This is a genomic window from Streptomyces sp. NPDC058459 (assembly GCF_042721685.1).
Taxonomy (GTDB): Bacteria; Actinomycetota; Actinomycetes; order Streptomycetales; family Streptomycetaceae; genus Streptomyces.
Genome location: NZ_JBHXLV010000089.1, coordinates 1 through 25,184, shown reverse-complemented (window position 1 = coordinate 25,184; position 25,184 = coordinate 1). Strand labels below are relative to the sequence as shown.

At 74.0% G+C, this 25,184-nt stretch carries 24 protein-coding genes; 7 read left to right on the top strand and 17 right to left on the bottom strand.

Annotated elements, in window-relative coordinates:
- Both mycP and ACFWN1_RS18265 read right to left on the bottom strand, forming a co-directional pair.
- A partial coding sequence (gene mycP, locus ACFWN1_RS18270; RefSeq protein WP_384363023.1) for a type VII secretion-associated serine protease mycosin occupies positions 1 to 888 on the bottom strand: 888 nt, incomplete at its 3' end.
- Entirely contained in the window at positions 885 to 2,135 is a 1,251-nt protein-coding gene (locus ACFWN1_RS18265; RefSeq protein ID WP_384363021.1) for a hypothetical protein, read from the bottom strand. The genes mycP and ACFWN1_RS18265, both read right to left, overlap by 4 nt.
- 272 nt (positions 2,136 to 2,407) lie before the next feature.
- Between ACFWN1_RS18265 and ACFWN1_RS18260 the strand changes: the two genes are divergently transcribed.
- Positions 2,408 to 3,610, top strand: a complete 1,203-nt coding sequence (locus ACFWN1_RS18260; RefSeq protein ID WP_384363019.1) for an amino acid deaminase/aldolase — start codon at positions 2,408 to 2,410, stop codon at positions 3,608 to 3,610.
- A 7-nt stretch (positions 3,611 to 3,617) separates the two neighbouring features.
- On the opposite strand, the gene ACFWN1_RS18255 is transcribed toward ACFWN1_RS18260, so the two are convergent.
- The 4 genes from ACFWN1_RS18255 to ACFWN1_RS18240 are packed head-to-tail and all read right to left on the bottom strand — an operon-like array spanning position 3,618 to position 8,448.
- The gene (locus ACFWN1_RS18255; RefSeq protein ID WP_384363017.1) at positions 3,618 to 4,853 is read right to left on the bottom strand and encodes a haloacid dehalogenase-like hydrolase; all 1,236 of its coding nucleotides are present in this window, start codon (positions 4,851 to 4,853) and stop codon (positions 3,618 to 3,620) included.
- A gap of 25 nt (positions 4,854 to 4,878) precedes the next feature.
- Positions 4,879 to 5,667, bottom strand: coding sequence for a 3-oxoacyl-ACP reductase (locus ACFWN1_RS18250; RefSeq protein WP_384363015.1), 789 nt, complete (start codon positions 5,665 to 5,667; stop codon positions 4,879 to 4,881).
- Positions 5,668 to 7,038: an aldehyde dehydrogenase family protein gene (locus ACFWN1_RS18245; RefSeq protein ID WP_384363013.1), complete on the bottom strand. Its 1,371-nt coding sequence runs from the start codon at positions 7,036 to 7,038 to the stop codon at positions 5,668 to 5,670.
- A gap of 51 nt (positions 7,039 to 7,089) precedes the next feature.
- Entirely contained in the window at positions 7,090 to 8,448 is a 1,359-nt protein-coding gene (locus tag ACFWN1_RS18240) for a glutamine synthetase family protein (RefSeq protein ID WP_384363011.1), read from the bottom strand.
- Positions 8,449 to 8,570: 122 nt separating this feature from the next.
- On the opposite strand from ACFWN1_RS18240, the gene ACFWN1_RS18235 reads away from it, so the two are divergent.
- Complete coding sequence (locus ACFWN1_RS18235; protein WP_384363009.1) at positions 8,571 to 9,317, top strand: FadR/GntR family transcriptional regulator; 747 nt, start codon at positions 8,571 to 8,573, stop codon at positions 9,315 to 9,317.
- Between the two features lie 43 nt (positions 9,318 to 9,360).
- Positions 9,361 to 10,068, top strand: coding sequence for a gamma-glutamyl-gamma-aminobutyrate hydrolase family protein (locus ACFWN1_RS18230; RefSeq protein WP_384363007.1), 708 nt, complete (start codon positions 9,361 to 9,363; stop codon positions 10,066 to 10,068).
- On the opposite strand, the gene ACFWN1_RS18225 is transcribed toward ACFWN1_RS18230, so the two are convergent.
- Entirely contained in the window at positions 10,062 to 10,979 is a 918-nt protein-coding gene (locus tag ACFWN1_RS18225) for a LysR family transcriptional regulator (protein WP_384363005.1), read from the bottom strand. The two genes, ACFWN1_RS18230 and ACFWN1_RS18225, sit on opposite strands and share 7 nt — an antisense overlap.
- A gap of 70 nt (positions 10,980 to 11,049) precedes the next feature.
- On the opposite strand from ACFWN1_RS18225, the gene ACFWN1_RS18220 reads away from it, so the two are divergent.
- Positions 11,050 to 12,171 (top strand): TDT family transporter, encoded by a 1,122-nt coding sequence (locus ACFWN1_RS18220; RefSeq protein WP_384363003.1) that lies wholly within the window; start codon positions 11,050 to 11,052, stop codon positions 12,169 to 12,171.
- On the opposite strand, the gene ACFWN1_RS18215 is transcribed toward ACFWN1_RS18220, so the two are convergent.
- The 3 genes from ACFWN1_RS18215 to ACFWN1_RS18205 all read right to left on the bottom strand — a co-directional run bounded on the left by ACFWN1_RS18215 (position 12,083) and on the right by ACFWN1_RS18205 (position 13,807).
- Entirely contained in the window at positions 12,083 to 12,802 is a 720-nt protein-coding gene (locus ACFWN1_RS18215) for a helical backbone metal receptor (RefSeq protein ID WP_384363001.1), read from the bottom strand. The genes ACFWN1_RS18220 and ACFWN1_RS18215 overlap by 89 nt on opposite strands.
- Positions 12,802 to 13,374 (bottom strand): helix-turn-helix domain-containing protein, encoded by a 573-nt coding sequence (locus ACFWN1_RS18210; RefSeq protein ID WP_161149496.1) that lies wholly within the window; start codon positions 13,372 to 13,374, stop codon positions 12,802 to 12,804. Before ACFWN1_RS18210 ends, ACFWN1_RS18215 begins: the two co-directional genes overlap by 1 nt.
- A gap of 115 nt (positions 13,375 to 13,489) precedes the next feature.
- Entirely contained in the window at positions 13,490 to 13,807 is a 318-nt protein-coding gene (locus tag ACFWN1_RS18205; protein ID WP_384362999.1) for a hypothetical protein, read from the bottom strand.
- Between the two features lie 9 nt (positions 13,808 to 13,816).
- On the opposite strand from ACFWN1_RS18205, the gene ACFWN1_RS18200 reads away from it, so the two are divergent.
- Complete coding sequence (locus ACFWN1_RS18200; protein WP_384362997.1) at positions 13,817 to 14,737, top strand: 5'-3' exonuclease H3TH domain-containing protein; 921 nt, start codon at positions 13,817 to 13,819, stop codon at positions 14,735 to 14,737.
- A gap of 113 nt (positions 14,738 to 14,850) precedes the next feature.
- Positions 14,851 to 15,693 (top strand): siderophore-interacting protein, encoded by an 843-nt coding sequence (locus ACFWN1_RS18195; RefSeq protein ID WP_384362995.1) that lies wholly within the window; start codon positions 14,851 to 14,853, stop codon positions 15,691 to 15,693.
- Positions 15,694 to 15,711: 18 nt separating this feature from the next.
- Here the strand turns inward: ACFWN1_RS18195 and ACFWN1_RS18190 are convergent, their stop codons facing one another.
- A complete protein-coding gene (locus tag ACFWN1_RS18190; protein WP_384362993.1) occupies positions 15,712 to 16,293 on the bottom strand; it encodes a GNAT family N-acetyltransferase in 582 nt (193 codons plus the stop codon).
- Positions 16,294 to 16,361: 68 nt separating this feature from the next.
- On the opposite strand from ACFWN1_RS18190, the gene ACFWN1_RS18185 reads away from it, so the two are divergent.
- Positions 16,362 to 17,324, top strand: a complete 963-nt coding sequence (locus ACFWN1_RS18185; protein WP_384362991.1) for a pseudouridine synthase — start codon at positions 16,362 to 16,364, stop codon at positions 17,322 to 17,324.
- 12 nt (positions 17,325 to 17,336) lie between these two features.
- On the opposite strand, the gene ACFWN1_RS18180 is transcribed toward ACFWN1_RS18185, so the two are convergent.
- The 6 genes from ACFWN1_RS18180 to ACFWN1_RS18155 all read right to left on the bottom strand — a co-directional run bounded on the left by ACFWN1_RS18180 (position 17,337) and on the right by ACFWN1_RS18155 (position 25,121).
- Complete coding sequence (locus tag ACFWN1_RS18180; protein WP_384362989.1) at positions 17,337 to 18,863, bottom strand: cytochrome P450; 1,527 nt, start codon at positions 18,861 to 18,863, stop codon at positions 17,337 to 17,339.
- 45 nt (positions 18,864 to 18,908) lie between these two features.
- Entirely contained in the window at positions 18,909 to 19,541 is a 633-nt protein-coding gene (locus ACFWN1_RS18175) for an ATP/GTP-binding protein (RefSeq protein WP_384362987.1), read from the bottom strand.
- Positions 19,522 to 19,932 (bottom strand): DUF742 domain-containing protein, encoded by a 411-nt coding sequence (locus ACFWN1_RS18170; protein WP_384362985.1) that lies wholly within the window; start codon positions 19,930 to 19,932, stop codon positions 19,522 to 19,524. The genes ACFWN1_RS18175 and ACFWN1_RS18170 overlap by 20 nt, the downstream gene beginning before the upstream one ends.
- The gene (locus tag ACFWN1_RS18165; protein ID WP_384362983.1) at positions 19,929 to 20,336 is read right to left on the bottom strand and encodes a roadblock/LC7 domain-containing protein; all 408 of its coding nucleotides are present in this window, start codon (positions 20,334 to 20,336) and stop codon (positions 19,929 to 19,931) included. Before ACFWN1_RS18165 ends, ACFWN1_RS18170 begins: the two co-directional genes overlap by 4 nt.
- Positions 20,333 to 21,973, bottom strand: coding sequence for an ATP-binding protein (locus ACFWN1_RS18160; RefSeq protein WP_384362981.1), 1,641 nt, complete (start codon positions 21,971 to 21,973; stop codon positions 20,333 to 20,335). Before ACFWN1_RS18160 ends, ACFWN1_RS18165 begins: the two co-directional genes overlap by 4 nt.
- 295 nt (positions 21,974 to 22,268) lie before the next feature.
- Positions 22,269 to 25,121 carry a DEAD/DEAH box helicase gene (locus tag ACFWN1_RS18155; RefSeq protein WP_384362979.1) on the bottom strand — a complete coding sequence of 951 codons (2,853 nt, stop codon included), beginning with the start codon at positions 25,119 to 25,121 and terminating at the stop codon, positions 22,269 to 22,271.
- Positions 25,122 to 25,184: the final 63 nt, after the last annotated feature.

Sequence of the window (25,184 nt, the reverse complement as noted above, 5' to 3'; positions counted from 1 at the left end):
CTCCAGCACCTTCTTGATCTGGGGCGGGGTCAGCTTCGGGCGGTCCGCCCTGAGCAGGGCGGCCGCGCCGGAGACGAAGGCGGAGGCGGCCGAGGTGCCCCAGCCCTCGTAGTAGCGGTGGTCGGGGTCGGCGATGACGACGTCCACGCCGGGCGCGCTGACGGCGGCGTACCAGCGGCGGGTGGAGAAGGAGGCGCGGGTGCCGTAGCGGTCGACGGCGGTGACGGCGATGACGCCGGGGTAGGCGGCCGGGTAGGAGACGTGGTCGCCCTTGTCGCCGCCGTTGCCCGCCGAGGCGACCACGATGACGCCCTTGCGGAGGGCGTACTGCACGGCCTCGTCCTCCCCGGCCTCGGGGTGCGCGGAGTCTGAGTCGTCGCCGAGGGAGAGGTTGATGACGTCGGCGCCGTGGTCGGCGGCCCAGCGGATGCCGTCGGCGAGGGCGTTGCCCCGGCTGACGCGGGCCTTGCCGCGGGCGGGGTCCTTGTCCTCCAGGATGACCCGGACGGGGAGGATCTTCGCCTCGGGCGCGACGCCCATGATTCCCGAGCCGTTGCCGGGTCCGTGTCCGTGACCGGCGATGATGCCGGCCATGGCGGTGCCGTGCCGGGCCCAGGCGCGGTCGCCAGGACCGGCGCCGAAGCCGACCATGTCCTTGCCGGGCAGCACGTTGCCGGCGAGGTCGGGGTGGTCGTCCTCCACCCCGGTGTCCAGGACGGCGACGGTGACGCCCTGCCCCCGGGTGGTGCGCCATGCCTCACTGAGGTGGAGCGCGGACAGCCCCCACTGCTGGGCGCGGATGCCGTCGGCGTGGGCGGCGGAGGCGGGCAGCAGGACGAGCCCGCCGGCGAGCAGCAGACTCGACGCGGTGCGGACACGGCGCCTCATGAGGGTTTCTCCGTGGCCGGGCTGACGGTCTTGCGCAGTCGCCGCTGGATGCGGTCGGCGAGCCCCTGGGCCTCGTTGCCGAGGCCGGCCTGCGCGGGTGCGGAGGTGGCGCCGGAGCGTACGGCCTCCGCGGCGGGCTGCGGGGTGTCGACGGTCCGGCCGTCGGCCCAGCCGGAGACGGCGAAGGCGACGACCGGGGCGTCGGTGAGGACGCTGACCGTCCAGCTCGCACGCTGCCTGGCGCCGAACCCGGCGGCGGGGGTGCCCTTGGCGGGGTAGGGCAGGGGCAGCAGGTCGGTGCGGCGGTCCAGGCGCTCGTCGCGGAAGCGGGCGGCGAGCCCGGTCATGGCGGCGGGGTCGGCCTTGGTGAACAGCAGGCCGACGGTGGTGACATGGGTCTGGGTGGCGTCGGTGTAGGTGGCGCGCAGCAGGCGGGCGCAGCCGACGGGGGCGAGGGCGCGCAGCAGCAGCGGGTCGAAGGCGCCGGCGCAGCCGGTGTCGGGGGCCACCGCGATCCGGGTCCAGCTGCGGTCGGCTCCGCCGGGTCCGGCGCCGGTGCCCTCGACAGTGGGCGGGAAGAGCTGGTCGACGGGCGCGTTGTGCCAGAGCGCCCCGGCGGTGGCGAACCCGCTGTCGGCGGCGGCTTCGCTGTCCTTCCCGGTGAGCAGACTCCCGGCCAGCGCACCGCCGATGAGGCCGAGCCCGAGGACGACACAGACGGCGGCGACGCCGGTACGGCTGCGCAGCCGGGCCAGCGGCCCGAGCCCGCGCGCGGGTTCCTCGTACGGCTCGGGCTGCCCGATGTACCGCTGGGGCTGCTCGATGTACGGCTCGGGCTGCCCGATGTACCGCTCGCGCTGCCCGAACTCGCCGGCCGGCCAGGGCGCGTTCCAGGACAGGGCGGGGTCGGGCGCGGGAGCGTGGGCCGGGCTCCAGGCGGGCGGCTCGGGGGCCGCAGGTACGGGCCGCGGCCAGGTGGGGACCTCCGCGGGCGACTCGGCCGGGACGCGCGTCGGCGGCGGGGTGTCGGGGAAGCGGGCGGAGGCCGGCGGGGGCGGCGGGGGTGTGGTGAGCCGGGCCTCCGGGACGGGCGACCGGGTCTCGCGGGGCCGCTCCAGCGGGCGGCGCGGGGCGAACACCGAGGGCTCGTCCTCGACCGGAGGGAGGTCCGGTTCGGCCTTCCGGGCGGGTACCGGGTCCTCGGTGGGGCGGGGAGGGAACGGGGCGCGGCGCGCTTCCGTGCTCATGCACCCCCCGTTTCCTGGCGACCGGGCCGACTCTCGTGCGCGGGCCGTCGTGGTCGGCGGCCGCGGCCCGTAGGACGAGTTCCGTCCGGGCACGCATACCCGTACGGCTGGACCGGCATCCCGGTTCAGCGCCGCGGCCGGGTGTTTTCCGCCGTGCGTGCGCGTCACTTTACGGGTTCCGGGCCGGCGGGACGGACCCGGTCGGTGCGGCCGGGGCATCTGCCCGGAACATCCCCCTACCCTCTGGTAATCGCGTCTGGCAGGCTGCCGTCATGACTGCGCGTACCGCCGACCGGGCCCGGTACGACCGGGCCACCGCCGCCTACGACGCCCCGCTCGCCCTCGTGGATCTGGCCGCCTTCGACGCCAATGCCGCGGATCTGGTGCGCCGGGCGGACGGCAAGCCGATCCGGGTCGCCTCCAAGTCCGTGCGCTGCCGCGCCCTGCTGGAGCGGGTGCTGGCGCGGGAGGGTTTCGCGGGGGTCATGTCGTTCACGCTGGCCGAGTCGCTGTGGCTGGCGCGTTCGGGCTTCGACGACGTGCTGCTGGCCTACCCGTCCGCCGACCGGGCGGGGTACGCGGAACTGGCCGCCGATCCCAAGCTGGCCGCCTCGGTCAGCGTGATGGTGGACGACGTGGCCCAGCTGGACCTGATCGACGCCTCGCGGGCGGGCGGGCGTGAAGTGGTCAAGGTCTGCCTGGAGTTGGACACCTCGCTACGTCTGCTCGGCGGCCGGTTCCGGGTGGGCGCCCGCCGTTCCCCGCTGCACTCCCCCGCCCGACTGGCCGCGCTGGCCCGGTCGGTGAGCCGACGGCGGGGCTTCCGGCTGGTGGGTCTGATGGGGTACGAGGGTCATGTGGCGGGCGTGGGCGACGCGTTGGCCGGGCGGCCGGTGCGTTCGCGTGCCGTGCGGCTGATGCAGACGGCGGCCCGGCGGGAGCTGGCCGAGCGACGCGGGGCGGCCGTACGGGCGGTGCGGGCGGTGGCGCCGGAGCTGGAGTTCGTCAACGGCGGTGGCACGGGCAGTGTGCAGCACACGGCGGCCGAGGACGCGGTGACGGAGATCGCGGCGGGTTCGGGGCTGTACTTGCCTCGGCTGTTCGACAACTACACGTCGTTCAGGGGCCGTCCGGCCGCCCTGTTCGCGCTGCCCGTGGTCCGGCGGCCCGGGGTGGGCGTGGTGACGGTGCTGGGCGGCGGCTATCCGGCGTCGGGCGCTCCGGGCGCGGACCGGCTGCCGGTGCCGTATCTGCCGGAGGGGCTGCGCTTCGACCCGCAGGAGGGTGCCGGGGAGGTGCAGACGCCGCTGCTGGGCTCGCCCGCCGACGACCTGCTGATCGGCGACAAGGTGTGGTTCCGGCACGCCAAGGCGGGTGAGCTGTGCGAGCGGTTCGACGTGCTGCACCTGGTGGAGGGGGACACGGTCACGGCGACCGTGCCCACCTACCGGGGCGAGGGCCACGCGTTCCTCTGACGGGCCCTCAGTACACGGTGCCGGCCTGGTCCGGCACCACCGAGCCGTCCGGGCGGAGCAGCGGGGTGTGGCCGCCGTCGGGGGCGTTGTAGGCGGTCGTGGAGCAGGGGTACGGGTCGGTCCTGCGGGGCAGCGGCTCGATGAACATCGGGTTGATCACCCAGCGGCCGTCCGCGTCGTCGTGGGCCCGGCACATCAGCTCGGCCTTGTGGCGGTCGAGGACCAGGTGGGCGCCGGTGGCGTCGGAGACGAAGGTGACGTCGGTGTCCGCGTCGCCGGCGCCTACGGCGATCCGCTGCCCCCGGGGCTGCTTCCGCCAGGCGGCGGGGCCGCGAATCCCGTAGACGTCCTGATTGATCCAGCACCGCTTGCCGTCGATGTACGGGATGACCTCGCCCTTGTTCGCCCCGGTGCCGCCGCAGCCCTCGTTGCGGGTGGTGATGCGGCCGCGTTGGTCGAGGACGGAGCGGATGGCGATGGTGTGCGCGGCGTCGACGCCGACCCCGCGCGACCAGACCTCGGTGACCGGCTCGGAGCCGGCCGAGACGATGTACACCCGGAATCCGGCCCGCCTCAGGGTGCGGATGAGGTCGCGCTGCTGGTCGTAGTAGCGGACGTAGGCGGGGACGGTGTGGGTGCCCAGGGTGCGGGTGGCGCCGACGGGGGCGGCCAGCGCCTCGGTGCGGGCGGCGGCCGCGTACGAGGAGAGCTGGGCCGGGGTGCGGCCGGCGAAGAGCTGGGGCACCCAGGCGTACCGCGGGACGGTGCGCCGGTGGTTCCAGGTGCCGGCGAAGGCGGCGGCACCGCTCGTCGTGGTCCCCTTCTCCCGGATCTCCACGATCTCGTCGGTGCAGCGGGACCGGTCCGAGGTGCGCAGGGAGCCGTCCGCGCCGGTGTCGCAGGCGGCGGTGAGCGCGCGGTCCCTGGCGGCGGTCATCCAGGCGCTGGTGTCCTTCCAGCGGGCGGGGCGGGGCAGCGCGTCGTGGCGCAGGGCCCAGGAGAGGGTGGCGTCGGTGACGTCGTTCTTGGTGACGGTGTTGTCCCAGTCGAACGCGGCGACCGCGCCGCGGTGTCCGGAACAGGTGCCGTAGGAGTCGATGACCCGCTGGAGGTGCGCGCGGTTGTCGCCGTACCAACTGGTGCTCAGCCTCGGACAGTTCGACGGGGCTGCCGCCGCGGTGGGGGCGGGGGCGGCCGTGAGGGCGGCGGCCGCGGCCAGGGACCAGGCGAGTAGCTGTCGCATGGGACGGGGACCGTACACCTTTCGGCTACAGCGGCGTGACGTACGCGCCGGAGATGCCGCCGTCCACCAGGAAGTCGGTGGCGTTGACGAAGGAGGCGTCGTCGCTGGCGAGGAAGGCGACGGCGGCGGCGATCTCGTCGGCCCGTGCGAACCGGCCCAGCGGGATGTGCACCAGGCGGCGCGCGGCCCGCTCGGGGTCGGTGGCGAACAGCTCCTGGAGCAGCGGGGTGTCGACCGGGCCGGGGCACAGGGCGTTGACCCGGATGCCCTCGCGGGCGAACTGCACCCCGAGTTCGCGGGACAGGGCGAGCACTCCGCCCTTGGACGCGGTGTACGAGATCTGCGAGGTGGCCGCGCCCATCCGGGCCACGAAGGAGGCGGTGTTGATGATGGAACCCCGGCCCTGGCGCCGCATGTAGGGCAGCGCGGCCTTGCAGCACAGGTAGACGGAGGTCAGGTTGACCTCCTGCACCCGCTTCCACGCCTCAAGACCGGTGTCCAGGATGGAGTCGTCGTCGGGCGGTGAGATACCGGCGTTGTTGAAGGCGATGTCGACGCTGCCGTAGGCGTCGTGGGCGGCCTCGAACAGCGCCTCGACCTGTCCGGGGTCGGTGACGTCGGTCCGCGCGAACAGGCCGTCCACCCCCTCGGCGGCGGCCTTGCCGCTGGTCTCGTCGATGTCGGCGCAGACCACGCGGGCGCCCTCGGCGGCCAGCCGGCGCACGGTGGCCAGCCCGATGCCGCTGCCGGCTCCGGTGACGACGGCGGTGCGGCCGACCAGGCGGCGGCAGACGGGAGCTTCGGTCTCGGTCACTTAGGCGGGCCCCTCCGTGCTGAGGAAGACGTTCTTGGTCTCGGTGAAGGCGGTCAGGGCGTCCGGGCCGAGTTCGCGGCCGAGTCCGGACTGCTTGAAGCCGCCGAACGGGGTCCAGTAGCGGACGCTGGAGTGGGAGTTGACGGACAGGTTGCCCGCGCGGACGGCCCCGGAGACGCGCAGGGCGCGGCCGAGATCGCGGGTCCAGATGGAGCCGGAGAGCCCGTAGGGGGTGTCGTTGGCGAGCCGGATCGCGTCCCGCTCGTCGTCGAAGGGCAGCAGGACGGCGACGGGCCCGAAGATCTCCTCGCGGGCGGCCGGGCTGTCGGGGGCCGCGTCGGTGAGCACGGTCGGCGGGAACCAGAAGCCGGGTCCGTCCGGGGCGGTGCCGCGCAGGGCGGGGGCGCCGTCGGGGACGTAGGAGCGGACGCGGTCGAGCTGGGCGCGGGAGATCAGTGGGCCCATCTGCGTCTTCTCGTCGGCCGGGTCACCCACGACGACCGCGGCGAGGGCGTCAGCGAGGAGGGCGCGGGCCTCGTCGTAGACCTCGCGCTGGACCAGGACGCGGGTGCGGGCGCAGCAGTCCTGGCCGGCGTTGTCGAGGAAGGAGAAGGGATCGAGGGCGGATGTCAGGTCGGCGTCGGCGAAGACGATGTTGGGGCTCTTGCCGCCGAGTTCGAGGGTGACCGGCTTGGCCTGCCGGGCGCAGCGCTCCATGACCTCGCGTCCGGTACGGGTGGACCCCGTGAACACGATCTTGGCGATGCCCGGATGGTCCACAAGGGCGCGTCCGGCGGTGTGGCCGTGTCCCGGCAGCACCTGGAAGAGATGCTCGGGCAGGCCCGCCTCCAGGGCGAGTTCGGCCAGGCGGAGCGCGGTGAGCGGGGTCGTCTCGGCGGGCTTGAGGACGACGGCGTTGCCCGCGGCGAGCGCCGGGAAGGAGCCCCAGGCGGCGGTGGGCATGGGGAAGTTCCAGGGCGCGATGACGCCGACCACGCCGAGGGGTTCGCGGAAGGTGACGTTCCAGCCGCCGGGCACCGGGATCTGGCTGCCGAGGAGGCGTTCGGCGCCGCCGGCCGCGTAGAGGAGCAGATCGCGGGCGTTGCCGGCCCCCCAGCGGGCGTTGCCCAGGGTGTGGCCCGCCTCGCGGACCTCCAGCAGAGCGAGTTCCTCGCTGTGCGCGTCGACGGCGCCGGCGAAGCCGCGCAGCAGCCGGGCGCGGTCGGCGGGGGCGAGGGCGGCCCAGGCCGGCTGGGCCAGGCCGGCGTGGACGACGGCGGTGTGCACGTCGTCGGCGCTCGCGGCGGGGACGGTGGCGAGGGGCTCCCCGGTGGCGGGGTTGATCACGTGCAGCTCGTGCGGGTCCGTCACGGGGGTGTCACCTTTCAGGGGTGTGCACAGCGTTCACGGGCGGCGGGCTGTTCACAGGCGTTCGAAGGAGCGGCGCAGTTCCCAGTCGGTGACGGCGGCGTCGAAGGCGGCCAGTTCGACGCGGGCCATGTTGGCGTAGTGCGCGACGACGTCCTCGCCGAAGGCGGCCTCGGCGATCGGGCTGGTCTGCCAGAGCTGGGCGGCCTCGCGCAGGGTGGTGGGCACCTGCTCGCAGTCGGCCGTGTAGGCGTTGCCCGCGCAGGGTTCGGGCAGTTCGAGCCGCTGCTCGACGCCGTACAGCCCGGCGGCGACGAGCCCTGCGACGGCGAGGTACGGGTTGACGTCACCGCCGGGCAGCCGGTTCTCGAAGCGCAGCGAGGGGCCGTGGCCGACGACGCGCAGCGCGCAGGTGCGGTTGTCGTGGCCCCAGGCGACCGCGGTGGGCGCGAAGGAGCCCGGCTGGAAGCGCTTGTAGGAGTTGATGTTCGGCGCGTACAGCAGCGAGAAGTCGCGCAGCGCGGCGAGCTGTCCGGCCAGGAAGTACCGCATCACCTCGGACATGCCGTCGTCCCCGGCCATCACGCTCCGGCCGTCCTCGTCGGCGAGCGAGAGGTGGATGTGGCAGGAGTTGCCCTCCCGCTCGTTGAACTTCGCCATGAACGTGAGCGCCATGCCCTCCTGGGCCGCGATCTCCTTGGCGCCGGTCTTGTACACCGCGTGCTGGTCGCAGGTGCGCAGGGCCTCGGTGTAGCGGAACGCGATCTCGTGCTGGCCGGGGTTGCACTCCCCCTTGGCGGACTCGACGGTGAGGCCCGCGCCCGCCATCTCGTTGCGCAGCCGGCGCAGCAGGGGCTCCACGCGGCCGGTGCCGAGGACGGAGTAGTCGATGTTGTACTGGTTGGCCGGGGTCAGCCCCCGGTAGCCGGTGTCCCAGGCGTGCTCGTAGCTGTCCTTGAAGACGATGAACTCCAGCTCGGTACCGGCCTGGGCGGTGTGTCCCAGCACGGCGAGCCGCTCCAGCTGGCGGCGCAGGATCTGGCGCGGGGCCGCGGTGACCGGGCTGCCGTCCGCCCAGGCGAGGTCGGCCATGAGCAGGGCGGTGCCGGGGTGCCAGGGCAGCCGGCGCAGGGTGGCGGGGTCGGGGCGCATGGCGAAGTCGCCGTAGCCCCGGTCCCAGGAGGACATCTCGTAGCCGTCGACGGTGTTCATCTCGGTGTCGACCGCGAGGAGGTAGTCGCAGCCCTCGGTGCCGTGCTCGAGTACCTCGTCGAGGAAGAAGCGGGCGGCGAACCGCTTGCCCTGGAGCCGTCCCTGCATGTCGGGGAAGGCCAGCACGACGGTGTCGATGTCCCCGCCGGCGACCAGGGCCCGCAGCTCCTCGACGCTCAGCGGGGGTGTGCGTTCTGCCACGGGAGGGCCTCCTTGGGCATGCTGCGCGCGGACCGGCCGGGGAGCCACCGCCGGCCGTCGAGGACGGCCGCGAGCCATAAGGTATGGCGGGGAACCATTGGTTGGGAAGGGGGCGCGACCGGATGCCACGGAAGACGGAGGCCCGGGAGGCCGGGGAGGGGAGTGACCGGCTCGGCGCGGTGCTGCGGCCGGTGCGGGCGGGCAACGGCTTCGAGGAGGCGCTGGAGCAGATCCTCCAGGTGGTCCGGCTCGGTCTGGTACCGGACGGTGAACGGCTGCCCGCCGAGCGGGAGCTGGCGGATCGGCTGGGGATCAGCCGGGTGACGCTGCGTGAGGTGCTGCGGGTGCTGCACGACCAGGGGCTGGTGGAGTCGCGGCGCGGGCGGTACGGCGGCACATTCGTGCTGCGCCGGGCGGACGGGGTCGGCGAGGACGAGCTGCGGCGCCGTACGGCCGACGTCGACATCGAGGACGTGCTGCGCTTCCGCGAGGTGCTGGAGGTGGGCGCGGCCGGGCTGTGCGCGGCGCACGGGCTGACCGAGGAGGGCGCCGGCCGGCTGCGGCGGGCGCTGGACCGCACCCGTGACGCCCCGCTCGCTGACTACCGGCGCCGGGACACCCTGCTGCATCTCACCCTGGCCGAGCTGTGCGGCTCGCCTTCGCTGGCCGCCCGGTACGCGTCGGTCCGGGCGGGCGTCAACGACCTGCTGGACTGCATCCCGCTGCTGGTGCGCAACCTGGAGCACTCGCAGCGCCAGCACGGCGCACTGGTGGAGGCGGTGCTGGAGGGGGACGCGGAGGCGGCGCGGGAGATCGCGCGCGAGCACTGCGCGGGTACGGCGGCACTCCTGCGGGGCTTCCTGGCGTGACCCTCGCTCTGCAAAGGTATGCGCGAGCACCTTTGGAGGGCACATGGACGACCTGGGCGGACGGCCGCTGATCGGCGTGAGTACGTATCTGGAGGCGGGCGCCCGCTGGGGCGTCTGGGAACTGGAGGCCGCGCTCCTGCCCGCCGCCTACCCGCGCCTGGTGAGCCGGGCCGGCGGCCTCCCCGCCCTGCTCCCGCCCGATGACCCGGCACGGGCGCCGGAGGTGGTGGCCCGCCTGGACGGCCTGGTCGTCACGGGCGGCCCGGACGTCGACCCGGCCCGCTACGGCGCCGTACGCGACCCCCGTTGCGGCCCGCCAGCCCCCGCCCGGGACGCCTGGGAACTCGCCCTGATCGAGGCCGCGTTGGCCGCACGTGTCCCGCTGCTCGGCATCTGCCGGGGCATGCAGCTGCTCAACGTCGCCCTGGGCGGCACCCTCGTCCAGCATCTCGACGGCCATGTGGAGACGGTCGGCGTCTTCGGCGCGCATCCGGTGCACCCGGTGCCGGGCACCCGGTACGCGGCCATCCAGCCGGACGGCACCAGCGTCCCGACCCACCACCACCAGGCCGTGGACCGCCTCGCCCCCGGCCTGGTCCCCTCGGCGCACGCCGCCGACGGCACGATCGAGGCCGTCGAACTACCCGCGCCCGAGGACTGGGTGCTGGGCGTCCAGTGGCACCCGGAGATGGGCACGGACGACCGGGTGATGCGCGCGCTGATCGCCGCCGCCGGCCCGGACCGTCACTGACTCCGGGTCAGCGACAGCAGTTCCCTCGCCGGGCCTGCCGGCCGGTGGCCCATGGGCCAGACGGCGCGCAGGTCACGGCGCAGGGAGACGTCCTCCACCGGGATGCCGACCAGGCGCCGGGTCGCCAGTTCCTCGCCCACCGCCAGTTCGCTGAGGACGGCGGGGCCTGCGCCGCTGCCCACGGCCGCCTTCACGGCCGTGGTGGAGGAGAGTTCGATCAGGGGGCGGGCCGGGGCGCCGAGGGCCGCGTCGAGGACCTGCCGGGTGCCGGAGCCGCGTTCGCGCAGGATGAGCGGGGTGGCGGCCAGTTCCGCCGCCTTCAGCGGGTGGGGGCGGCGTGCCCAGGGGTGGCCGGGGGCGGTGACGACGATGAGGCGGTCGTGGGCGATGACGGCCGAGTCCAGGCCGGTGGGGACGGTCAGCCCCTCCACGAAACCGAGGTCGGCCTCGCCCGCCAGGAGGAGTTCGGCGACCTTGGCCGAGTTGCCCGCGAGCAGCGACACCGCCGTGTCCGGCCGCCCGGCGCGCAGCGCGAGCAGCCAGCCGGGCAGCAGATACTCGGCGATGGTCATGCTGGCCGCGACCCGCAGCCGGGAGTCCCGCGTGGCGCGCAGCGCCTGGGCGCCCGCGTCGAACGCCTCGGCCGCCGCCACGACCTGCCGCGCCCAGTCGGTGACCAGGGCGCCCGCGTCGGTGAGCCGGGAGCCGCGCGGCGAGCGGTCGACCAGGGCGACGCCGAGCTGCCGTTCCATGGAGCGCAGCCGGCTGCTGGCGGCGGGCTGGGTGATGCCCAGCTCGCGCGCGGCCGCCCCGAGACTGCCCAGCCGGGCCACGGCCAGCAGCAGCTCCAGCGCCCCCAGATCCGGCACCCGGTGCGTCAGCGAACCGCCTCTCGCCTGCTCTTCGCTCATAAGACCACCTTATGCCCCCATAGCAACGAACTCCCTGGTCAGCGCCGATCCAGGCCAGGAGGCTGGTGACATGGTCACCGCAGCCCGCCTCCGCCACCTCGGCCCGAACTGGTACGCCGCCGTCATGGGCACGGCGATCGCCGGCTCGGCGGGCGCCGCACTCCCCTCGCCTCTCCGCCGGCTCTGCGCCGCCCTGTGGGCCCTCTCCCTGCTCCTGCTGCTCGTCCTCCTCGTCGCCCGCGCGCTGCACTGGACCCACCACCGTGACCAGGCCCGCGCCCACCTCCTCGACCCGGCGACCGCCCCGTTCCACGGCTGCGCGGCCATGGCCCTGCTCGCGGTGGGCGGTGGCGCGCTCCCGGCCGGCCGGTACTGGACCGGCACGCCCGCGGCCGTCGCCCTGGACGCCGTGCTGTTCACGGCCGGTACGGCGCTGGGGCTCGCGGCGGCCGTGGCGGTGCCGTACCTGATGGTGACCCGGCACCGGCCCGGCCTCGCCGACGCCACCCCGGTGTGGCTGCTCCCGCTGGTCGCGCCCATGGTGTCGGCCGCGCTGGGCCCAGCCCTGGTGCCGTACCTGCCGCCGGGCCGGCCGCGCGAGACGCTGCTGCTGGGCTGTCTGGCGCTCTTCGGGCTGAGCCTGTCGGCCACGCTGCTGATGCTGCCCCTGCTCCTGGCCCGCCTGCTGCTCCACGGCCCGCTGCCACTGGCGCTGACCCCGGCCCTGTTCCTGGTCCTCGGCCCGCTGGGCCAGTCCACCACCGCCACCGGCGCGCTCGCGGACCTGGCGCCGGGCGTGGTGCCGGCGCCGTACGACCGGGGGCTCGCCGTGTTCGCCGTGCTGTACGGGGTGCCGGTCATGGGGTTCGCGCTGTTCTGGCTGGTGTTCGCCGCCGCGCAGGTGGTGCGGGCGCGGCGGCGGGGCATGCGGTTCGGGCTGACGTGGTGGGCGTTCACCTTCCCGGTGGGCACCTGTGTCACCGGCGCGGCCTCCCTGGCCCGGCACACCGGCCTGGCCGTCTACGCGGGGCTGGCGGCCGGGTTGTACGCCCTGCTCCTCCTCGCCTGGGCCGTGGCGGCCACCGGCACCGTGCGCGGCCTGCTCAGCGGCGCGCTGCTGCCAGCGCCCCGGCCAGCACGCGGGGGGCTTCGAGCAGCGAGGGTCCGTACCAGGTCAGGTGCCGTCCGCTGACCAGGGCGCAGGGCAGGTGGGGGAACGCCTCGGGGCCGTCGTCGGCGGTGAAGCGGTACGGCTCGTCGGGCAGCACGACCAGCTCGGGAGCCGCCGCGTTCAGCTCGGCCGGCGGGACGCGGGGGTAGCGCTCGGGGTGTGCTGCGTAGAGGTGGCGCACGCCGAGCCGGGCCAGGACGTCGCCCGCGAAGGTGTCCCGGCCGAGCACCATCCAGGGGCGGCGCCAGACGGGCACCACGGCGCTCACCGGCCGCTGCGACTCCGGCAGCGCGGCCCAGGCCGCCTCGGCGCGCACCAGCCAGTCGGGCCGGCTCGCGGCACCGCACGCCGACAGCACCCGCTCCAGCTCGCCGAACGCCTGCGGTACCGTCCGCACCTCGGTGACCAGCACGGGGACGCCCGCCGCGCGCAGGGCGTCGAGGTCGGGGGCGCGGTTCTCCTCCTCGTTGGCGATCACCAGGTCGGGCGCCAGGGCGGCGATCCGCGCGGTGTCGGGGTTCTTGGTGCCGCCGATCCGGACGACATCGAGGCCGGCCGGGCGCTCGCACCAGTCGGTGGCCCCGACGAGGACACCGGGCAGGCTCACCGCGACCGCCTCGGTCAGGGAGGGGACGAGGGAGACGACCCGCACTACCGGGACCGGTCCTGGACCGCCTCGATGTGTTCGGCGACGGCCACCACGATCACCCGGGTGTCCGGCACGGTGGCCCGCCAGCGGTGGCGGACGCCTCCGGTCAGATACAGGGTGTCGCCCCGGCCGAGGCGGTAGGCGCGGCCCTCGGCCTCGATCTCCACGGCACCGTCCGCGACGTACATCAGTTCGTCGTTGCGGTGCTGGAACTCGCGGCCCGCGTCGTGGTCGCCGGTGAACTCGGAGGCGTGCAGCTGGTGGTGGCCGCGCACCAGGGCGCGGGTACGGGCGGCGAAGTCGCCGTCGGCGACCGGCTCCCCGCGTACGACGTCCACGCTGCAGGCGGGGTCCGCGGCGGCGAGGAGTTCCACGGCCGTGGTGCGCAGCGCGTCGGCGAGCTTCTCCAGGGAGGTGCGGCTCGGGCGGGCCCGGTCGTTCTCCACCTGGCTGAGGAAGGGCACCGAGAGGCCGCTGCGCTCGGCCACGACCGCGAGGGTGAGTTCGAGCGTCCGGCGGCGTCGCCTGACGGCCGCGCCGACCCGCACGGGCTGTCGCTCTTTGTGGTCGCCCATCGCTGCGGCTCCCTCCTTCACGCGTGGCGCGGCTGCCCGGACACCTCGGGCCGGGTGTCCCCGTCCTGAGTTGTCTGCACCCTACGCACGTTCGGCAAACCGTTTCACGCGCCTCTCACATCCCGCGCCGCCGCCGGGCCGGTACCCCACGGTTCACGCCAGGGCCGCGGCCCGCCGTACCTCGGTGTTCCGCGGCGTTCACCTGCTTCAAGGCGCGGACCGCCCCAGGTGTTCCCGCCGGCCGGACTCCGTGGCGCTCTGTGATTGGCCGGATCTCCACGGTGGTGGACCCGGCGGCCCGGAGCCAGGTGCCGACCGCGTCCCGCTCCTGGCCCTCGCCGGCCTTCGGGACGCGGGCCTCCAGGCCGGTGCGGACGTACTGGCCGGGCACCGGCGGCCGATGCGCGGGCCCGCTGTCGGTGGGGTGCGGCATGATGCGAGCGTGACCGGACGACTGATGCTTCTCGACACTGCCTCGCTGTACTTCCGCGCCTACTTCGGCGTGCCGGACTCCGTGCGGGCCCCGGACGGCACCCCGGTGAACGCAGTGCGCGGACTGCTGGACTTCGTCGACCGCCTGGTCAAGGACCACCGCCCGGACCGGCTGGTGGCCTGCATGGACGCAGACTGGCGCCCCCAGTGGCGCGTCGACCTGATCCCCTCCTACAAGGCGCACCGGGTGGCCGAGGAGCACGAGGGCGCGCCGGACGCCGAGGAGGTCCCGGACACCCTCTCCCCGCAGGTCCCGGTGATCGAGCAGGTGCTGGACGCGCTGGGCATCGCCCGCGTGGGCGTGGCCGGCTTCGAGGCGGACGACGTGATCGGCACGTTCACCACCCGCGCGGACGGCCCGGTCGACATCGTCACCGGCGACCGCGACCTGTACCAACTGGTGGACGACGCCCGCGGGATCCGGGTCCTGTACCCGCTCAAGGGCGTCGGCACCCTCCAGCTCACCGACGAGGCGTGGCTGCGCGAGAAATACGGTGTGGACGGCCGTGGCTACGCGGACCTGGCGCTGCTGCGCGGCGACCCGAGCGACGGCCTGCCGGGCGTGCCCGGCGTCGGGGAGAAGACGGCGGCGAAGCTGCTCGCCGAGTTCGGGGACCTGGCCGGGATCATCGCGGCCGTGGACGACCCGAAGGCGAAGCTCACCCCGACCCAGCGGCGGCGCCTCACCGAGGCGGCCCCCTATCTCGCGGTCGCCCCGAAGGTCGTCCGGGTCGCCGCCGACGTTCCCGTGCCCGAGGTCGACACCGCGCTGCCGCACACCCCGCGCGACCCGGCCGCCCTGGACGCGCTCGCGGCCCGCTGGGGCCTCGGCGGCTCCCTCCAGCGGCTGCTGAGCACCCTGGAGGCGTGAGTACGACCCCCTCCGCGAGGGAAATGCTTGGACTGAGGAACCCCCCACGCCGGGGGGACATCGGCGCGAGGTGCTAGCTTAGGCAAACCTAACCAAGGCAGTAGGAGGCCGTCATGGCAGAGCGTCCGGGGCGTAAGCCGCGCAAGCTCCATTCCGCCCAGGTGGTGCGCACCGAGCGGCTGACCCCGCACGTCCAGCGGATCGTGCTCGGCGGCGCCGGACTGGCCGACTTCTCGGCCGACGCCTGGACCGACCACTATGTGAAGCTCCTCTTCGCCCCGGTGGTCGGCATGACCTACCCGGAGCCCTTCGACCTGGAGCGGCTCCAGGCCGAACTCCCCCGCGAGCGGTGGCCGGTGACCCGTACGTACACCGTGCGTGCCTGGGACGCCGAGCACCGGGAGCTGACCCTCGACTTCGTGATCCACGGTGACGAGGGCCTGGCCGGGCCCTGGGCCACCCGGGTCCGCCCCGGCGAGACCCTGCGCTTCTTCGGCCCCGGCGGCGCCTACGCCCCCGATGTGACGGCCGACTGGCACCTGCTCGTCGGGGACGAGAGCGCGCTGCCCGCCATCGCCCGCGCGCTGGAGACCCTGCCGCCGGGCACCCTCGCGCACGCCTTCGTGGAGGTGGCCGGTCCCGAGGAGGAGCAGAAGATCGACTCCGATGTGCGGGTCGTCTGGCTGCACCGCGGGGACCGCCCGGTCGGCGAGGCCCTGCTGGAGGCCGTACGGGCGCTTCGGTTCCCCGAGGGCCGCCCGCACGCCTTCGTGCACGGTGAGGCGTCCTTCGTGAAGGAGCTGCGCCGGCTGCTGCGGGTGGAGGCCCAGCTTCCGCGCGAGGACCTGTCGATCTCCGGCTACTGGCGCCTGGGTCACAACGAGGACGGCTGGCAGGCCAGCAAGCCGGAGTGGAACGCGCGGATCGAGGCCGAGCAGGAGACCGCCGCCGTGTGAGGGGGCGGGAACGGCGGGTCAGTCGCCCCTGAGCCGGGCGTGCAGGTGCATGTCGTGCCAGCCGTCCGGGTGCAGCACGGCCCGGCGCAGGGTGCCCTCCACCGCGAAGCCGGCCTTGGCGGCGACCCGGCAGGACGCCTCGTTGGCCGTGGCGTGCATCAGCTCCAGCCGGTTGAAGCCGATGTCCTGGAACGCCCAGCGCACCAGCGCGTCCGTGGCGTGCCGGGCGACGCCCTGTCCGCGCGCCCGCGCCACCGTCCAGTACGCCACCTCGGCCACGCCGTCCCGCAACTGGATCTCCCGCAGCGCGGCCCGGCCGCGCAGCTCGCCGGTGTCCGCGTGCACCACGGCCCACTGGGCGTCGGTCTCGCGCGCCCACTGCGCGTGCCAGTTCTCGATCCAGCCGGCGGCCTCCTCCGGGGAGTCGCAGGACCTGGCGTGCCACTGGTTGAGCGTCGGGTCCTGGAAGGCGGCATGGACGGCGGGCGCGTCCCCGGCCCGCCAGGGGCGCAGGAGCAGCCCGGCGCCGGCCGGGATCTCGGGCTGCGGCCGGCGGGAGAGGGTCCCTTCGGGCAGCACCGGGCTGGTGAGAAACGGCATACGCGGCATCCTGCCAAGCGTCCGGCACCCGGCCAACCGAATTGCCCGCGCCGTATCCTGGGGTCCTGATGAGACGCCGTACGCCGCCCCCGCCCGCCCCGCTCCCCCAGCGCCGGGGTGTCGACCCCGTGCGGGTGCGGCTGCCCGTGCACAGGGGGGACGGGGGGTGGGCCACGGTGCGCGAGCATCTCGTGGCGCGCCTCACGGGCGCCGGTCCCGGAATGGTCGAGGCGATGTTCCACGCCGGGGCGGTGGTGGGCGCCGACGGGGTGCCGGTGGCGCCGGAGGCACCGTACCGGCCGGGGATGTCCGTGTGGTTCCACCGCGAGCTGCCGCCGGAGGTGCCGGTGCCGTTCCCGGTCGAGGTGGTGTACCGGGACGAGCACATCGTCGTCGCCGACAAGCCGCACTTCCTGGCGACCACCCCGCGCGGCTCCCATGTCACCGAGACCCTGCTCGCCCGTCTCCGGCACGACCTCGGCCTGCCCGGACTGGGCGCCGCCCACCGGCTTGACCGGCTCACCGCCGGCCTGGCCCTGTTCACCGTCCACCCCGCCGAACGCGGCGCCTACCAGGGCCTGTTCAGAGACCGCCTGGTACGCAAGGAGTACGAGGCCGTCGCCCGGTACGACCCGGAGCTTGAGCTGCCCCGGACCGTGCGGAGCCGCATCCTGAAGGAGCGCGGGGTGCTGGCCGCGCGGGAGGTGGCGGGCGAGCCCAACGCGGTGACCCGGGTGGAGATCGCCGGCCACCGCGAGCAGGACGGCCTGGCCCGCTACCGGCTGCTGCCCGTCACGGGCCGGACCCACCAGCTGCGGGTGCACCTGAACGCGCTCGGCGTCCCCATCCTCGGCGACCCCCTCTACCCGGAGGTCGCCCCCGCGACCGCGCCAGGCGACTTCCGCCGGCCTCTCCAACTCCTCGCCCGTGAGCTGGAGTTCACCGATCCCGTCACCGGCGCCCGGCACCGCTTCGTCAGCGGGCGCACGCTCCAGGCGTGGACCTCCCCCGAGGAGTGGGCGGGCTCCTGACCTCCGCCCGGCCTACTCCCCGAGCAGCCACCGCCACATCCGCTGCCAGCGGCTCGGCGGCTCGTTCGCAGGCGTCGGCGTCGGCCGGGGGGCGGGCGGCGCGGCGGACGGGACCGGCTCCGCCCGTTCGTCCGCCGTCTTCTCCACCAGCCCCTCCCGCTGGTACGCCTTCGCCTCCGCCCGCTCCCGCGGCGGCTCCAGCCGCTGATCCTCCCGGTGCGGGTGGAGCGACGACATGCTGGGCGCCCGGTTGACGTCCTGCTTCGGTTTGGGCTCGAACAGCACCGGCAGCGCCAGCAGATGCCGGGACGCGATCGAGGACCGCCGGCGCAGATCCTCCTCGGCGCACTCCAGCCGGATGTCGGGCAGCCGGGTCAGCAGGGCGTCCACCCCGATGTCGGCGACCGCCCGCCCGATGCCCTGCCCGGGGCATTCGTGCGGCCCCCCGCCGAAGGCGAGATGGGATCGGTTGCCCATCATGTGCGCGGTCGGGTCGGGGCGTACCCGCGGGTCGAGGTTGCCCGGCGCGGGCGCGAACAGCAGCCCGTCGCCCCGCCGGATGCGCTGCCCGCCCAGCTCGGTGTCCTGCTTGGCGTAGTAGCCGAGGACGGTGCTGAACGGCGGCTCGTCCCACAGGGACTGCTCGATCGCCTCCGGCACCGTCATCTGCCCGCCGCCCAGCCGCGCGCGGAAGCCCGGTTCGGTCAGCACCATGCGCAGCGCGTTGGCCAGCAGGTTGGCGGTGGTCTCGTACGCGGCGAAGAGGAGCAGCCGCAGGTGCTCGCGGACCTCGTCGTCGGTCAGCCCCGCCGGATGCGTGATCAGGTGGCTGGTGACGTCGTCCTCGGGCCGGGCCCGGCGCCGGGTGGTGAGCCTGCTGAGCGCGCCCATGACGTAGGCATGGCTCTCGTTGGCGGTCTCGGTGCCCTTGAGCGCGTCCCGGGCGGCCTGCACCATCCGGTCGCCGTACTCCTCGGGCATGCCCAGGATCTCGCACATCACGGCCATCGGCAGCTGCTCGGCGAACTGGGAGACCAGATCGGCCCGGCCGCGTCCGCAGAAGCGGTTGACGAGTTCCTGGGTGGAGCCGTTGATGGACCGGCGCAGCCCGCGCTCGTCGATGGTGGCCATGGCGGCGGTGACGGCCGCGCGCAGCCGCTGGTGCTCGTCGCCCTCGGCGTGCGCGCAGATCGGCTGCCGGGCGATGTGCGGCATCAGCGGATGGTCGGGCTTGACCATGCCCTCCAGCAGCGGGGTCCAGCCCCGGCTGTCCCGGGTGTACTGCGAGGGGCTGCGCACCATGTGCAGGTTCTCGGCATGCCCGAGGACCACCCACATGGGTACGTCGTCGTGGAGAAGTACGGGGGCGACCGGGCCGTGCTTCTCGCGCAGCCGCTCGTAGAGGGCGTCGAGGTCGAGCGCGCCGGGGCCGTACAGCCGGTGCAGGCCGCCGGGGCCGGTGCCGTGCGCGGGACAGCCCGGCGGCGGGCCGGGCGCGGTGCCGGGGGTGCCTGCCGGGGTCTGGGGTTCAGGCGTCACAGTGATCGCTTTCGGGGAAACGGCTGGTGGGGTTCGCGCGCCCGGTCAGGTCAGGGCGCCGGACCGGGCGAGGGAGTGCAGGAAGTGCATCAGCGTCAGCAGGGTGTCCCGGCTGGAGGCGCGGCGGCGTACGTCGCATTCGACGATCGGGATCTCCGGGGCCAGGTCGAGCGCGCCGCGCAGCTCCTCGATCGCGTACCGGGGCGCGTCCGGGAAGGAGTTGACGGCGACGATGAACGGCACGCCGCGCTCCTCCAGGCGGCCCATGACGTCGAAGCTGACGTCCAGGCGGCGGGTGTCGACCAGGACGACCGCGCCGAGCGCGCCCTCGAAGAGGCGGTTCCACAGGAACCAGAACCGTTCCTGGCCGGGGGTGCCGAAGAGGTACAGCACCAGTTTCCCGGTGATGCTGATGCGGCCGAAGTCCATGGCCACGGTGGTGGCCGTCTTGGTCTCGGAGCCGTAGTCGTCGTCGACGCCGATCCCGGCCTGCGTCATGGTCTCCTCGGTGGTCAGCGGTCTGATCTCGCTGACCGAGCCGACCATGGTGGTCTTGCCGACGCCGAAGCCGCCCACGATCACGATCTTCACCGCGGCCTGGGCGGTCTGCGGGAGGCGTTCCTCGGTGCGCGGGCCGGGGATCGCGGCGGGGGCGGCGTCAGAGGCGTTGAAGTCCATGCATCACCGCTTCGAGGAGGGTCCGGTCGGGGAGGGCCTGGCGGACGACCGGGGCGTGGGCCCGCACCAGGCCGCCGCCGATCAGCTCGGAGAGCAGCGCGGTCGTCGCGCTGAACGGCAGGCCGAGGTAGGCCGAGAGTTCGGCCACGGACAGGGGTGACGAGCAGAGCCGGAGCACGGCCGCCTGTTCGGGGGTGCCGGACGGCGGGGGCGCCGAGGGCGCCACGATCAGGGTGACCAGATCGAGCCGCGCCCGGCCGCCGTCGTGCAGGCCGGTGACGGCGTACAGCCGCTCGGGGTTGCCGCTCTCCCCCTCGTCGCCCGCCCCGGGGGCGGCCGGCGGCGGGGAGGGCGCCTCCTGCGGCAGGCGCCGTCTGCGTCGCGGAGTCATACAGCCTGCCCGCCGCGCCGGGGCGGACTGGTGAGGTGGGCGCCGATCCGGACCACGAGGTCGCGCATCATGCCCCCCATCCGGCCGGGCTCGCACACCACGTCGGCGAGGACGGCGAGGTAGGCGTTGTCACCGGCGGCCATCAGATAGAAGTAGCCGGCGTCGATCTCGATGACGACGAGCTTCATCTCGCCGCTGCTGCCCGGCAGTTCCTGGGCGACCGCGCCGGCCAGGCTCTGCACCCCGGCACAGGCGGCGGCGACCCGGTCGGCGGCGTCGGGGTCGCCGCCGAAGCGGGCGATGCGCAGGCCGTCCGAGGAGAGCACCACGATCATCTCGATACCGGGTACGCCGTCGTGCAGTTGCTTGAGCATCCAGTCGAAGTTGGCACGCTGCTGGATCACTTGGGCTCCCTCTCGTCGCCGGCCCCGGTGTCGGCCGAGTCGTCGATCAGATGCAGGTAGGCGGTCGGATTCCGGGTGAAGTCGGTCGGGTGGGCGCCCTCGTTGCCCTTCTTCATGCCGTCCCAGAACGCGTCGACCCACATACCCGGTTCGCGGTCGAGAAGCTTCTGCCGCTCGGGGTCGGGGACGGTCCGGGGTGCCGGTTCGGGGCGGGACCACATGGTGGGGCGGCCCTCGCGCTCGGCCTGTTCGACGGCGGCCTGTTCGGCCCAGCGCCGGCTGAGCGGCACCGTCACCCGGCTGCGGCGCTGCGGCAGCCCGTTCGCCGTCCACTCGGTGACCTCGGGGACGTCGTCCTCCACCGCGAGGGGGGCGGCGGGGATGCGCGGGGCGGTGGGGCGGCGGCGCTTGGGCGGGCGCTTGGGGCCCTCCAGCGCGCCGAGTTCGGGCATCGGCACGGCGGTGGCCCCGATACCGTGCGCGGCGCCGACACCGGGCTCGGTGGTGAGCATGTCGCGCGGCACGACGAGGATGGCGCGGACGCCGCCGTACGCGGAGGCGCGCAGCGAGACGTCCATGCTGAAGGCGTTGCACAGCCGGCCGACCACGGCGAGGCCCAGCCGGGGGCTGTCACCGAGGTTGTGCGCGTCGTCGTCGGCGCGGGCGTCCAGGATCATCTGCTCGACGCGGGCCCGCCCCTCCTCGCTGAGGCTGACCCCGGCGTCCTCGATCTCGATGGCGAGGCCGGTCTGCACCTCGAAGGCGGTGACATGCACCTTGGTCGACGGCGGGGAGTACCGGGTCGCGTTGTCGAACAGCTCGGCCGCCGCGTGGATGACCGGCTCGACCGAGGTGCCCTTGATGTTGATGTTGACGATCGAGGCGAGATTGATCCGGGGGAACTCCAGGATGCGGGACATCGCGCCCCGCAGCACGCTGTAGAGCGAGACGGGCACCGGCCACTGGCGGCCCGGACGGCCGCCGCCGAGCACCGAGATCGAGTCGGCGAGGCGGCCGATCAGCGCGGTGCCGTGGTCGACGCGCAGCAGGTCGTCGAAGACCTCGGCGTTGCGGCCGTGGTCCTCCTCCATCTCCCGCAGTTCCTTGGCCTGTTGGTGGACGATGGCCTGCACGCGCCGGGCGGTGGTGACGAACGCCCGCTGGGTGGCGTCCCGCATGTTGATCTCGTGCTCGGCACCGCGCAGCGCGATGCGGAGCAACTTGCGCTGGGACTGGGGAAGATGACGCAGCTCGGGGTCCTCGTCGACGACGTTGCGCAGGACGTCACGCAGCCGCTCACCTCCGCGCAGCCTCCCGAGCGCCAGGGGCAGCACTTCGGAGCCGAGCCGGACGATCTCCGCGTCATGGGCGGCGACGCACTGCTCCAGATACGCGGTGTGCCGGGCGTTCTCGGCCTGTACGGACCGGAGTTCACGCCCGCGGCGCACCACCTCGCCCGCGGTGGCGAGCAGCAGCAGCGTGGCCACCAGCCCGCAGCAGGCCACGGCGGTCCGGGCGGCGCCCGGCACCAGGAACACGGCGGCCGCGGTCACCGCGGCCATCACCAGGGCGGGCGGCAACAGCACCTGCGCGTAAGGACGTTCACGGACACCGGGCGGTTTCTGAACACTCACCATGGATGCCTTCTGGGAAGGAAAGGTATATAGGGGAACAGGCGTCCGAATCCAGCTCAACCCGGTCCGCCGCGGGCGAGCCTAATCCGACCGGGACACCCCCGTGTCATATTCGGCAAGCACCTGAAATCCCCCGGACAACGGGAGTACCGTCACCCCCATTTACACAGGGAGCACCCATTCGAACACGCTTGGTAACCTCGGGCGGGCATACAAAAAGGGCCGACGGAGCCGACCCTTCTCGGAGACGCGGGGGGCCGCGCGACCGGCCACGACCCTCCGCACCCGCGTGCGAACCTCACCCCACGGACGAGTAGGCGACAACCCCCCGCAGCAGCTGATCAACAGCCCTGCGCGCGCTCTTGGCGACCGTCGAGCCCTGCGCGGGAGCGGCCGCGGCAACCTGGCCGAGAACATCGATGACCTGCTTCGTCCACCGGACGAAGTCCCCCGCGGGCATCTCCGCCTCCCGCAGCACCTCGTCGAGCCCCCTGCCCGAGGCCCACTGGTGGGCGACCCAGGCGAACCCGAGATCGGGCTCCCGCTGCCCGACCCCCTCGGTCTGACTGATCCGGAAGTCCTCCTCCAGCGCGTCCAGCCGCCCCCAGATGCGCACCATCTCGCCGAGCGCGGCCTGGGCCGGCCCGGACGGCAGCCTGGGCGCCACGGCGTCGTCACTCACCCGCGACTCGTACACCAACGCCGAGACACAGGCGGCGAGTTCGGCGGGGCCGAGCCCCTCCCACACGCCCTCGCGCAGGCATTCGCTGGCCAGCAGGTCCAACTCGCCGTAGAGCCGGGCGAGCCGCTTGCCGTTGGCGGTGACCTCGTCGCCGCGCAGATAGTCCAGTTCGGTCAGCAGGGCCACGATCCGGTCGAAGGTCCGCGCGATGGTGTTGGTACGCCCCTCGATGCGCCGTTCCAGCTGCGAGGTGTCGCGCTGCAGCCGGTGGTAGCGCTCGGCCCAGCGGGCGTGGTCCTCGCGGTCGTCGCAGCCGTGGCACGGGTGTGCGCGGATCTCGGTGCGCAGCCGGGCGATCTCCCGGTCGTCGGCGGCCTGCGCACGTTTCTTGCGGGCACGCTCCGGCGGGATGTGCCCGGCCTTGGTGCGCAGCGCGGAGGCGAGGTCCCGGCGGGACTGCGGGGAGCGGGCGTTGAACGTCTTCGGGACGCGCATCCGGTCCAGCGCCTCCACCGGGACGGGGAAGTCGATGGACGCCAGCCGCTTGACCTGCCGTTCGGCGGTGAGCACCAGCGGGCGGGGCCCGTCGTGGTGGTCGAAGCCGCGGTGCCCGCCGGTCCGCCCGGCGGGCACGCCGGGGTCGAGGACCAGGGCGAGGCCCGCGTACTTGCCGGTGGGGACATGGATGATGTCGCCCGGCTTGAGCTTCTCCAGCGCGACGGCGGCCTCGGCGCGCCGCTGGTCGGCGCCCTGCCGGGCCAGCTCGGTCTCCCGGTCCTTCAGCACGCGGCGCAGCCGCGCGTACTCGTCGAAGTCGCCGAGGTGGCAGGTCATGGAGTCCTTGTAGCCCTCCAGGCCCTCCTCGTTGCGCTGCACCTGCCGGGAGATCCCGACGACCGACTTGTCGGCCTGGAACTGCGCGAACGACGTCTCCAGCAGCTCCCGCGAGCGGTGCCGCCCGAACTGCTCGACCAGGTTGACCGCCATGTTGTACGACGGCTTGAAGCTGGAGCGCAGCGGATAGGTGCGGGTGCCCGCGAGCCCGGCCAGGTGCTCGGGGCTCATCCCCCGCTGCCACAGCACCACGGCGTGGCCCTCGACGTCGATGCCGCGCCGGCCGGCCCGGCCGGTGAGCTGGGTGTACTCACCGGGGGTGATGTCGGCGTGCTGTTCGCCGTTCCACTTGACGAGCTTCTCCAGCACCACCGAGCGGGCGGGCATGTTGATGCCCAGCGCCAGGGTCTCGGTGGCGAACACGGCCTTGACCAGGCCGCGCACGAACAGCTCCTCCACGACCTCCTTGAAGGTCGGCAGCATGCCGGCGTGGTGGGCGGCGATGCCGCGCTCCAGGCCCTCCAGCCATTCGTAGTAGCCGAGGACGTGCAGGTCCTCCGGCGGGATGTTGGCGGTGTGCTCCTCGACCAGGGCGCGCACCTCTTCCCGCTCGTCCTCGTCGTTGAGCCGCAGGCCCGCGTGCAGGCACTGCTGGACGGCGGCCTCGCAGCCGGCGCGGCTGAAGATGAAGGTGATGGCGGGCAGCAGGCTCTCGGCGTCCAGGCGCTCGATGACCTCGGGGCGGCCCGGCGTCCAGGCGCGCTGGCGCTGCCGGCGCTCCCGCTCCCGGTCGGCCTCGCGCATGGCACGGCCGCGCCTGCGGTCCTGGTAGGAGGGCCGGGTGGCCTCCATCCGGGCCAGCCGGGCGAGGTCGGGGTTGACGGCCTTCCTGCTGCCCTCGCCCTCCTCGAACAGGTGGTACATCCGCCGCCCGGCCAGTACGTGCTGGAACAGTGGGACCGGCCGGTGCTCGGAGACGATCACCTCGGTGTCGCCGCGCACGGTGTCCAGCCAGTCGCCGAACTCCTCGGCGTTGGACACGGTCGCCGACAGCGACACCAGGGTCACCGACTCGGGCAGGTGGATGATCACCTCCTCCCAGACGGCGCCCCGGAAGCGGTCGGAGAGGTAGTGCACCTCGTCCATGACCACGTAGCCGAGGCCCAGCAGGGTCCGGGAGCCCGCGTACAGCATGTTCCGCAGCACCTCGGTCGTCATGACGACGATCGGGGCGTCGGAGTTCACGCTGTTGTCGCCGGTGAGGAGGCCGACCCTGTCCGCTCCGTAGCGGCGGCACAGGTCGGCGTACTTCTGGTTCGACAGCGCCTTGATGGGGGTCGTGTAGAAGCACTTCTTGCCCTGCTCCAGGGCGAGGTGGACGGCGAACTCGCCCACGATGGTCTTGCCGGAGCCGGTGGGGGCGGCCACCAGGACGCCCTTGCCGCCCTCCAGCGCGGAGCAGGCCTCCACCTGGAAGTCGTCGAGGCCGAAGTCGTACATCTCGCGGAAGCCCGCGAGCGCGGTGGCCTGCTCGGCTGCCCGCACCCGGGACGCCGCGTACCGCTCGGCCGGTGAGAGATCCTCTGTCATCGTGCTTTCGAGCGTACCGGGCCGCACCGACAACAGGACGATCATTATCGCTTCCCGCGCCCGCCGGAACGGAGGGACCGGCTGCGGGCGGCCCGCGCACACGGACGA